The organism is Kitasatospora sp. NPDC093550 (genome assembly GCF_044764985.1).
GTDB lineage: Bacteria > Actinomycetota > Actinomycetes > Streptomycetales > Streptomycetaceae > Kitasatospora.
Window position 1 is genome coordinate 78,476 of sequence record NZ_JBIWJF010000034.1, and the last position, 10,048, is coordinate 88,523.

The following is a 10,048-nucleotide window of genomic DNA, read 5'->3' on the forward strand; positions in this document are numbered from 1 at the left end:
GAGCCAGCAGAACGTGGCTGGTCAGGGTCATGATCATCGCGGGTTCAGCCGCTGGCCGACCGGCACGGACGGCCGGGGCGCGGGTGCCGGGGCGAGGCGCCCGGGCCCCAAACGGAGGCCTGATCGTTACCGGAACTCAACGCAAGATTCCGCTGGTCGCATACGATCTCCGGCGGCGCATTTGCGGCCCCCCGCCGCGGGCGGTTAAGCGGAGAGGAAGCGGTGAAATCGGACGTTCAGGCATAAGGCGCTTCCTCCCAGCATTTCTTCGGCATTCCCCCAGGCCCCCTCTTGGAGTTCCCGTGTCCGTCCGACCGGACCGCCTCGCCACCGCGATGCGTCCGCTTGCCGCGTTGGCGCGCCGTCGTCGGCCGTCCGCCGACGAGAGATCCGAACAGGCCCCGGCCCAGCCGCCGAGCACGCCCGGATCGGCGGAGGCGGAACCGCTCACCGCGATCGAGCGGCTGACCCGGGCGCGCTCCGCCCGCGAGGCGGAGCTGATCGCCTCCCTCACCGGGGTGGTCCGCTGCGGAGACGTCCTGGCGGAGCCGTACCGGAAGCTGCTGCCGGGGCAGCGTCGGGACGGCAACCTGGCCGAGGTGGCCGAGGTGCTGAGCGGAGCCGGTATCGCGCACGGCATCGTGCCCGACCGCAATCCGCGCCACCGGCTGGCGATAGCCCCCGGGGACCGGACGACCGTCCTGGAGACGCTGTCCGCCGCGTTCAACGGACAGGCCGTCTACGCGGACCTGCTGGAGCACGGGCGCACCCTGGGCACCGTCCTGGCCGAGCAGCTGCCCGCCGCGGTCGTCCTGCTGGAGGAGGAACAGAGCGCTCCCTCGGACGCCCCGGCCGCAGAGCCGTCCGGGGCCCAGGCCGAGCCGATCTGGCCGGCGGACCGGGTCAAGGGCGTGCGGATCTACCGGCCCGCGGCGATCGGCGCCCACCTGTACGGCTTCGAGACCGGCGTCGACGTCGAGTTCTGGGACTCCGCGGCTCCGGACCGCGGCGCGATCGCCTCGATCGACGAGACCCCGCTCGGCTGGTGGGTGCCCTCGCTGGAGGCCACCGCCACGGCGACCGTCGACGGACGGTCCTACCCGCTCCTCGACGTCTTCGCCACCGACCTGCCGGACCAGGTGACCTTCCCGGTCGACGCCGTGATCACCTGGGTCGACGACGCCGACCCGCAGTGGCAGGAGCGCCGTGCCGCCGCGCGGGCCCGGCTCGCCCACACCGCCGCCCCGGTCGCGGCGGAGGACGGCGTCGCCGCCAGCGGCATCGCGGGCGACGCCGACCAGCGCTTCCGCAACCGGGACGAGCTCCGCTACTGCCTGCGCGCCCTCACCGCGCACGCGCCCTGGATCCGCCACGTGTACCTGGTCACCGACGACCAGGTGCCGCACTGGCTGGACACCGACCGGCCGGGCCTGACCGTCGTGTCGCACCGCGAGCTGTTCGCCGGCACCGACGCCGGGCCGGTGTTCAACTCCCACGCGATCGAGAGTCGACTGCACCTGGTCCCCGGACTCGCCGAGCACTTCCTGTACGTGAACGACGACGTCTTCCTCGGGCGGCCCCTGGTGCCGGAGGACTTCTTCCTCGGCAACGGCCTGCCCCGCTGCTTCCCCGACAGCCGGATCATCCCGCCCGGCGAGGCCCAGGCCGACGACTCGGTCTACGTGGCCGCGCTGAAGAACACCCGCGCCACCCTGGCCGCCGCCGTGGGCAAGACCTACCCCCGCACCCTCAAGCACGCCCCGCACCCGCTGCGGCGCAGTGTGCAGGCCGAGAGCGCGGAGAGGTTCGCGGCCGAGCTGCACGGCACGGTCCGCTCCGCCTTCCGGGCCGCGACCGACCTTGCGCCGGTCACCCTGGGCATCCACTACGCCCACGCCACCGCCCGCGCGGTCGAGGGGCACCTGTACGACGGCTACTTCGTCACCGACAGCGCCGAGGACCTCGCCCGGCTCGCGGAACTGCGCGAGGAGCGCTGGGCGGACTACTTCTGCCTCGCCGACGGGACCCGCGACCACCTCTCCCCGCAGGAGCAGGAGGAGGCCGTCACCGGGTTCCTCCAGGCCTACTTCCCCTCTCCTTCCCCCTTCGAGCGGGAGTCGGCCGAGGACGGCGGCGCGGACCGCGCCTAGGCGCACGGATCCGCCGTTCCCGCCCGGGACCGGGCAGCGCGCAGTGGCCGGCGGCCCGGCCCGGCCGCTCCTCGCCCGGCGGTGGCCACCACGTCCTGACGTGGTGTGATAATCCTTCCGAAACGCCCCTGGGGCGGATGCGGCCGGTGTGGGCGAAGGGGCGGGTGCAGGGTGGGGCGGGTGAGGACCGCCGTCGCGGCGCTGGCCTTGACGCTGTCGCAGACGTGGACGGCTCCGGCGGCGCTGACGACCGGGCCGAAGCCCCAGCACGAACCGGCCGAGGGCCCGCCCGCCACGGTCGTCCAGGTGGTCGCCCACCAGGACGACGACCTGCTGTTCATGAACCCGGACCTGTCCAACGGCATCCGGGCCGGCCTGAAGGTGACCACCGTCTACGTGACCGGCGGCGCCGCCGGCAGCGGGGCGGCCTACGCCGCCCACCGACAGGACGGCGCCCGGCTGGCCTACGCCCGGATGGCGGGCGAGGCCGCCGGCACCGGGGCCGGCGAGTGCGCCGACGACCCGGGCCCGGCCTGCTGGGACCGGGACGACTACCGGCCGGCACCGGGCGCGCCGGTCGGCGAGCGCTTCACCCTCAAGTCGAACCGGTCGCTGCAGCTGGTGTTCCTCAACCTCCCCGAGTACGAGGACTCGGCGTACCTGGGCGGGAACGCCCTGCGCCGGCTCTGGGACACCCGGGACGGCGCCGCGCCCGCCCGGACGGTGACGCTGGACATGGACGGCCCCGGTATCCGCTGGCCGCAGGCCTACGACGGCCGGCGGCTGGTCGGCATGCTGACGTCCCTGTTCGCGGACCAGCGGGCCACCCTGGTCCGGACCCAGGACCCGGCGCCCGACCCGATGCTCTACGCGGCCCGCGCCGAGCACGACCACCCGGACCACATCTCCACCGCGTGGTTCGCCGACGCGGCGGTCGCGGCCTACACGGCGACCGGACACCGGGTGGTGGTCGAGCACTACCGCGACTACAACACCGGGTCCTCGCCGGCCGTCCTCTCCTCCGAGGAGACGGCGGACAAGCACGCCACCTTCCGGAGGTACGCCGAGCGGGACGTCAACCTGCCCACCGGCGCCGCCTTCGCCGCGAGCTGGTACGCGAGCTGGCAGTCCCGGCAGTACCAGCGCTCCCCGCGGTCCACCCAGGTGGTGGCCGCGGACCGGAGCGGCGCGCTGCACGCCTTCGCGGTGGAGAGCGGATCGCTCCTCGAATGGGCCGAGGACGCGGACCGGACGTGGCGCGGCCCGGTCACCCACGACGGACCCGGCGGACCGCTGGCGGCCGGGGTCACCGTGACCCGCCGCCCGGACGGCGCACTGGTGGTGTTCGGGCAGCGCGCGGACACCGGCGAAATCGTCTCCGCCGGCCAGGACCAGGCCGGTGGGTGGACCTGGTCCGGCCTGGGCAGCCCCGAACCGGTGGCCGCCCGGGCGGTCTCCAAGCTCGCCGTTCCCGCGCTCCAGGTGAGCATGCCGGTCGTGGCCGTCGACGGCGGGGGCCGGCTGCACCTGTTCGTCCGCAACCGCGGCGGCGGCATCAGCGCCAGGGTGCAGAGCGACCCCGACGGCTCCTGGGGCGAGTGGACCGCCCTCGGCGGCACGGGCGTCCAGGGCGCGCCCTCGGCCGTCACCACCGCGGACGGCCGGATCGAGGTGTTCGCCGTCACCGTGTCGGCGGGCACCCGCCCCACCGTCCTGCACTGGTCCCAGCCCGCGCCCGACGGTGCCCTGGTGCCCGACGGCGACTTCCCGGGCGTCTCCCCGGCCGGCGGCATCAGTGTGGGGACGGACCCCGAGGGTCGCCTGGTGCTCTTCTACCGGCAGCTCCCGGAGGACGGCCCGCTGCCCGGGCCGGCCATCCGCTCGACGATGATGCGCCTGGTGCAGAGCGCCCCGGGCGGCGGCTGGACCTCGCCGGCCGAGCCGGTCGGGGGCTGGCCCGACCCCGGCGGCAGCGGCGAACCCGCAGCGGTGCCGGCCCCCGCCTCCGCCGAGCACCCGATGGTGGTGGCCGTGCGCAACGGGGACGGCGGTGTCAGCGTGAACCGCCAGGGCGCCGACGGACGGTTCGGCGACTGGGACGGCCTGGACGGCTTCATCGTCGGCGTGCCGGCCGCCGGAGTCGACCGCGACGGCCGCACGGACCTGGTGGCGCTCGGCCCGGACGGCCGCCTGCGCCACAGCCGCCAGCGGGCGGACGGCTCGTTCGACGGCTGGAGCACCGTCGGGGAGCCGTGAGCCCGGGGGCGGCAAAGCGCTCCGCCCACAGGCGGGCGGGGCGGACTTCCGACGTCTGCGACACTGGAACAACCATGCCTAAGCCCGGAGAACTCACCTTTGTCGCGCCGCGCGGCGCCAAGCCCCCGCGACACCTCGCCGACCTGAGCCCCGCCGAGCGCAAGGAGGCCGTCGCCGAGCTGGGCGAGCAGCCGTTCCGCGCCAAGCAGCTCTCCAACCACTACTTCGGCCGGATGTCGAACGACCCGGCGAGCTGGACGGACATCCCCGCCGCCAGCCGGGAGAAGCTCACGGAGAGCCTGCTGCCCGAGCTGATGTCGGTGGTGCGGCACGTCTCCTGCGACGACGACGCCACGCGCAAGACGCTGTGGAAGCTCTTCGACGGCACGCTCGTGGAGTCCGTGCTGATGCGCTACCCGGACCGGGTCACCATGTGCATCAGTTCGCAGGCCGGCTGCGGCATGAACTGCCCGTTCTGCGCCACCGGCCAGGCCGGGCTGACCCGCAACCTCTCCACCGCCGAGATCGTCGAGCAGATCGCCGCCGGGATGCGCGCGCTCAAGTCCGGCGAGATCCCGGGCGGCGAGGCGCGGCTGTCCAACGTGGTCTTCATGGGCATGGGCGAGCCGCTGGCCAACTACAACCGGGTGCTGGCCTCGATCCGCCGGCTGACCGACCCGGCGCCGGACGGCTTCGGCCTGTCCCAGCGCGGGATCACCGTCTCCACCGTCGGGCTCGTCCCGGCGATGCACCGCTTCGCCGACGAGGGCCTGAGCTGCCGGCTGGCGCTGTCCCTGCACGCCCCGGACGACGAGCTGCGCGACGAGCTGGTGCCGGTGAACACCCGGTGGAAGGTCGCCGAGGTGCTGGACGCGGCCTGGAACTACGCGGAGAAGTCCGGGCGCCGGATCTCCATCGAGTACGCGCTGATCAAGGACATCAACGACCAGGCCTGGCGCGCGGACCTGCTCGGCCGGCTGATCAAGAACCACCGGGTCCACGTCAACCTGATCCCGCTGAACCCGACCCCGGGTTCCAAGTGGACCGCCTCCCGGCCCGAGGACGAGCGCGAGTTCGTCCGCCGGCTGCAGTCGCACGGCGTGCCGACGACCGTCCGCGACACCCGCGGCCAGGAGATCGACGGCGCCTGCGGCCAGCTCGCCGCGGCGGGCTGATCCCGACCGCTACCGGAGCCCGGCGGCCGCCAGCGCGGCGGTCGCCCCGCCGGTCAGCAGCAGCGTGGTGCCGGCCGCCAGGGTGCGCAGCGCGACCGCGCCGAACAGCAGCCGGGGCGAGGCGCCGAGGCGCAGCAGCGCGTCGGTGACGTCCCGGCGGTCGGTGCGGACCTCGGCCAGCCGAGCGATCACCGCGGCGGCCGCGCAGCCCAGCACCAGGCAGGCCTCGACGGCGGGCAGCGCGTCGGCGCTGTCGGGGGTGCCGATCCAGTAGCGGATGGTGGTGAGCACCAGCGCGACGGTGAGGGTGAGGACGGCCAGCGGCGCGCCGAGGCGCGGGGCCTGGGCGGTGAGGCCGCGTCCCGCGAGCAGTCGCAGCGGGGTGGGCCGGCCGACGGCGAGCAGCCGTCCGGTCCAGGCCAGCAGCGGGCCGGTGAGCAGGGCGAGGCCCAGGGCGCTCGCGGCCCAGCCGCCGAGGGCGGCGGTGCTGGTGGTGCCGAGTCCGGCGGGCAGGTGGATCGGGCGGCCGTCGGCGGCGGCGCCGGGGCGCAGCGCGATCAGTTCGAGTGCGGCGCCGATGACGACCAGCCCGACCGGCAGGGCGATCCGCCAGGCGCCGAAGGCGGTGCGGCGGCGGTCGCGACCGTCGTTGAGGTGCTCGACGACGGGCACCGCGCCGGCGGCGGCGAGGCCCGCGGTGAGCGGGACCAGGGCGAGCAGGGTGATCGGCGCGGCGGGCGGCAGTGGCACGCCCATGCCGAGGTCGGGGGCGAGCGAGGGCCCGGCGATGTCGTTGCGCAGCACCAGGAAGAGCAGCAGGGTGAGCACGCTGCCGAGGGTGCAGGCGAGGGCGACCTCGCCGGCGATCAGCGCCCGGATCCGGCGGGAGCCGGCTCCGGCGGCGGTGAGGCCGGCGATCCGCTCGGGGCGCCGGGCGGGCACCGAGCGGGCGGCGACGGCGGCGAACCAGGCGACGGCGGCGAGCGGCGGCAGGCACCAGAGCAGCCGGGCCAGGGGGGCGACGCCGCCCGGCGGCTCGCTCATCGCCCGGCCGAGGGAGCGCAGCAGGAAGGCGGCGACCACGGCGGCGGCCAGCGCGGTGAGCAGCCAGCGGCCGAGGTCGGTCACCCGGTAGCCCCGGGCCAGACGGAGGTAGAACACGTCGTCTCTTTCAGCGGCTGGGCGTCGTCAGCGTCGGGTGGCCGTGACGGCGGACGCTCCGTGGGCCCCGGTGGCGGCGGCGCCGCGCGGGACGGGGGCGGCGGGGGCGGTGAGCCGTCCGTCGACGAGGGCGACGGCCCGGTCGGCGAACCGGACGAGCTCGGGGTCGTGGGTGGCCAGGACGAGGGTGAGCTGGTGCGAGCGGGAGGCGCTGGTCAGTATCCGCAGGACCTGGTCGGCGGCCTCGCGGTGCAGCGGGGCGGTGGGGTCGTCGGCGAAGACGACGGGCGGCAGCGGGGCCAGGGCGCGGGCGACGGCGACCCGCTGGCGCTGGCTCTGGACTAGGCGGTCCGGGCGCTGCCGGGCGAAGTCGCCGACGTCGAGGCGCTCCAGCCATTCGTCGGCCGCGGTGTAGGCGGCCTTGTTGCCGGCCCCGGTGAGCAGCAGCGGCAGGGCGACGTTCTCCCGGGCGGTCAGTTCGGGGACCAGGTGCGGCTCGGAGCCGACGAAGCCGAAGCGGTCGCGGCGCAGCCGCTCGCGGCCGGCCCGGGTGAGGGTGTGCACGGGGGCGCTGTTGAACCAGACCTCGCCCTCGTCGACCGGGAGCTGGGCGGAGAGGCAGCCCAGCAGGGTGCTCTTGCCGGAGCCGCGCGGGCCGGTGACGGCGAGCACCTCGCCCTCGCGGACGCCGAGCGAGATGCCGCGCAGGGCGGGGGTGCCGTGATGGGACTTGACGATCCCTCGGGCCCACAGCACGTCGTTGTCGGGCGGTGCCGCAGACATGAGCTTCCATCCTGGGTGGCCGCAGGGATATGACAGTCGTCAGATTAGAACGACCGGGGCGGGTCGCGGTTGCGGCGCACTGGTCCATCACGGGCAAATCACCCGCATTCAGGCATGTTTGGTCGTGCGACCGTGATGTTGCGGTGGCGGACCGTCGAGGGCGGGGGACGCCGAAGGGCGGTCCCGCGGGGAGCGGGACCGCCCTTCGGCGGAGGGTGGGGAAGAGGGCTCAGGGGATCAGAGCTTCGCCCACGCGTCGGTGAGGCTGGTCCGCAGGATCTGCTCGATCTCGTCGAAGGTCGACTGGTCGGAGATCAGCGGCGGGGCCAGCTGGACGACCGGGTCGCCGCGGTCGTCGGCGCGGCAGTACAGGCCGTTGTCGAAGAGCGCCTTCGAGAGGAAGCCGTAGAGCACGCGCTCGGTCTCCTCATCGTTGAAGGTCTCCTTGGTGACCTTGTCCTTCACGAGCTCGATGCCGTAGAAGTAGCCGTTGCCGCGGACGTCGCCGACGATCGGCAGGTCGCGCAGCTTGCTGAGGGTGCCCAGGAAGCGCGACTCGTTGTCGAGCACGTGCTGGTTCAGGCCCTCGCGCTCGAAGATGTCGAGGTTGGCCAGCGCCACGGCCGAGGAGACCGGGTGGCCGGCGAAGGTGTAGCCGTGCAGGAAGGTGTTGTCACCCTTGTAGAACGGCTCGGCGATGCGGTCCGAGATGATCGTGGCGCCGATCGGGGAGTAGCCCGAGGTCATGCCCTTGGCGCAGGTGATCATGTCCGGCACGTAGCCGAACTTGTCGGCGCCGAACATGGTGCCGAGGCGGCCGAAGGCGCAGATGACCTCGTCCGAGACCAGCAGCACGTCGTGGCGGTCGCAGATCTCGCGCAGGCGCTGGAAGTAGCCGGGCGGCGGCGGGAAGCAGCCACCGGCGTTCTGCACCGGCTCGACGAAGACGGCGGCGACGGTCTCGGGGCCCTCGAAGAGGATGGCCTCCTCGACCTGGTCGGCGCACCAGCGGCCGTAGGCCTCGGGGTCGACGGTGCCGTCGGGGCCCTCGAGGTAGTGCGGGGCGCGGTAGATGTTGGTGTTCGGGGCCTTGTGGGTGCCCGGCACCAGCGGCTCGAACGGGGCCTTCAGGCCCGGCAGACCGGTGATGGACAGCGCGCCCTGCGGGGTGCCGTGGTAGGCGATGGCGCGGGAGATGACCTTGTACTTGGTCGGCTTGCCGGTCAGCTTGAAGTACTGCTTGGCGAGCTTCCAGGCGGTCTCGACGGCCTCGCCGCCGCCGGTGGAGAAGAAGACCTTGTTCAGGTCGCCCGGGGCGTAGTTGGCCAGGCGCTCGGCCAGCTCGACGGCCTTGGGGTGCGCGTAGCTCCAGATCGGGAAGAACGCGAGTTCCTTGGCCTGCTTGGCGGCGACCTCGGCGAGCTCGGTGCGGCCGTGACCGGCCTGCACGACGAACAGGCCGGCCAGGCCGTCGATGTACTTCCGGCCCTTGTCGTCCCAGATGTAGGTGCCTTCGCCCTTGACGATCGTCGGCACGGGGGAGTTCTCGTACGACGACATGCGGGTGAAGTGCATCCACAGGTGGTCGTAGGCGGTCTTGGAAAGGTCCTTCTGCGCCGGGTCGGCTGTCATCGGGTGCCCCAGGTGTAGGTCTGTTTCCGGAGCTTCAGGTAAACGAAGCTCTCGGTGCTCCGCACGCCGGGAAGCGCGCGGATGCGCTTGTTGATCAGTTCGAGCAGGTGCTCGTCGTCCTCGCAGACCAGTTCGGCCAGGAGGTCGAACGAGCCTGCGGTGCAGACGACGTAGTCGACCTCGTCGAGGGCGGCCAGCGCGTCGGCGACGGGCTCGATGTCACCCTCGACCCGGATCCCGACCATCGCCTGGCGGGTGAAGCCGACGGTGAGCGGGTCCGTGACGGCGACGATCTGCATCACGCCCTGGTCGAGCAGCTTCTGGACGCGCTGCCGCACGGCCGCCTCGGACAGGCCGACGGCCTTGCCGATGGCGGCGTACGGGCGACGCCCGTCCTCCTGGAGCTGCTCGATGATCGCCTTGGAGGCGGCGTCGAGGGGAACGCTGGCGTTCCGGTCACGGTTGGCCACGCGGCCACTGTGCCTGATCGCTTCCGCGTTCGCAAGCGAGGAAACTGCTGATTTCGTCGCGATCTTGGAAATCGCATACGGATTTCATCGCCTTCGACCACTCGGCCTGTCGATAACGGCAGTCGTACGGCTACCCTGGCACGGTACGCGCGCGGCCCCGCCGGGCGCCGCGCGTACCGCCACCAGTGGACCGCGCCGATTCGGGCCCGGCCACTCGGCACCCTTCGTGCGTCGGATCCGCCGACGTACCATGGCGCCGGAATCTGCAATGCCGCAGGCCCAGACCGAGGAGAGATCCGTGAGCGACCTTCGCACGCTGCGCAACTACATCAACGGTGAGTTCGTCGACGCGGCCGACGGCCGCACCCTCGACATCGTCGACCCGACCACCGGCGAGGTGTACGCGACGTCGCCGCTGTCC

7 protein-coding genes are annotated in these 10,048 nt (G+C 73.4%); 3 read left to right on the top strand and 4 right to left on the bottom strand.

All coding sequences use genetic code 11. The features are described from left to right. The first annotated feature begins 302 nt into the window (after positions 1-302). From ACIRD3_RS35160 to rlmN, 3 genes are all read left to right on the top strand, one after another. Positions 303-2,150, top strand: a complete 1,848-nt coding sequence (locus tag ACIRD3_RS35160; protein ID WP_402224744.1) for a stealth family protein — start codon at positions 303-305, stop codon at positions 2,148-2,150. A gap of 180 nt (positions 2,151-2,330) precedes the next feature. After that, complete coding sequence (locus ACIRD3_RS35165; RefSeq protein WP_402224747.1) at positions 2,331-4,406, top strand: hypothetical protein; 2,076 nt, start codon at positions 2,331-2,333, stop codon at positions 4,404-4,406. Between the two features lie 74 nt (positions 4,407-4,480). Continuing rightward, positions 4,481-5,581, top strand: a complete 1,101-nt coding sequence (gene rlmN / locus ACIRD3_RS35170; protein WP_402224750.1) for a 23S rRNA (adenine(2503)-C(2))-methyltransferase RlmN — start codon at positions 4,481-4,483, stop codon at positions 5,579-5,581. A 9-nt stretch (positions 5,582-5,590) separates the two neighbouring features. Here the strand turns inward: rlmN and ACIRD3_RS35175 are convergent, their stop codons facing one another. The 4 genes from ACIRD3_RS35175 to ACIRD3_RS35190 all read right to left on the bottom strand — a co-directional run bounded on the left by ACIRD3_RS35175 (position 5,591) and on the right by ACIRD3_RS35190 (position 9,627). Next, positions 5,591-6,742, bottom strand: a complete 1,152-nt coding sequence (locus ACIRD3_RS35175; RefSeq protein WP_402224752.1) for a hypothetical protein — start codon at positions 6,740-6,742, stop codon at positions 5,591-5,593. A 27-nt stretch (positions 6,743-6,769) separates the two neighbouring features. Further along, positions 6,770-7,525, bottom strand: a complete 756-nt coding sequence (locus ACIRD3_RS35180; RefSeq protein WP_402224754.1) for an ABC transporter ATP-binding protein — start codon at positions 7,523-7,525, stop codon at positions 6,770-6,772. Positions 7,526-7,762: 237 nt separating this feature from the next. Further along, positions 7,763-9,157 (bottom strand): aspartate aminotransferase family protein, encoded by a 1,395-nt coding sequence (locus ACIRD3_RS35185; protein ID WP_380612705.1) that lies wholly within the window; start codon positions 9,155-9,157, stop codon positions 7,763-7,765. Next, positions 9,154-9,627, bottom strand: coding sequence for an Lrp/AsnC family transcriptional regulator (locus tag ACIRD3_RS35190; protein WP_030243538.1), 474 nt, complete (start codon positions 9,625-9,627; stop codon positions 9,154-9,156). Before ACIRD3_RS35190 ends, ACIRD3_RS35185 begins: the two co-directional genes overlap by 4 nt. Between the last annotated feature and the right edge of the window lie 421 nt (positions 9,628-10,048).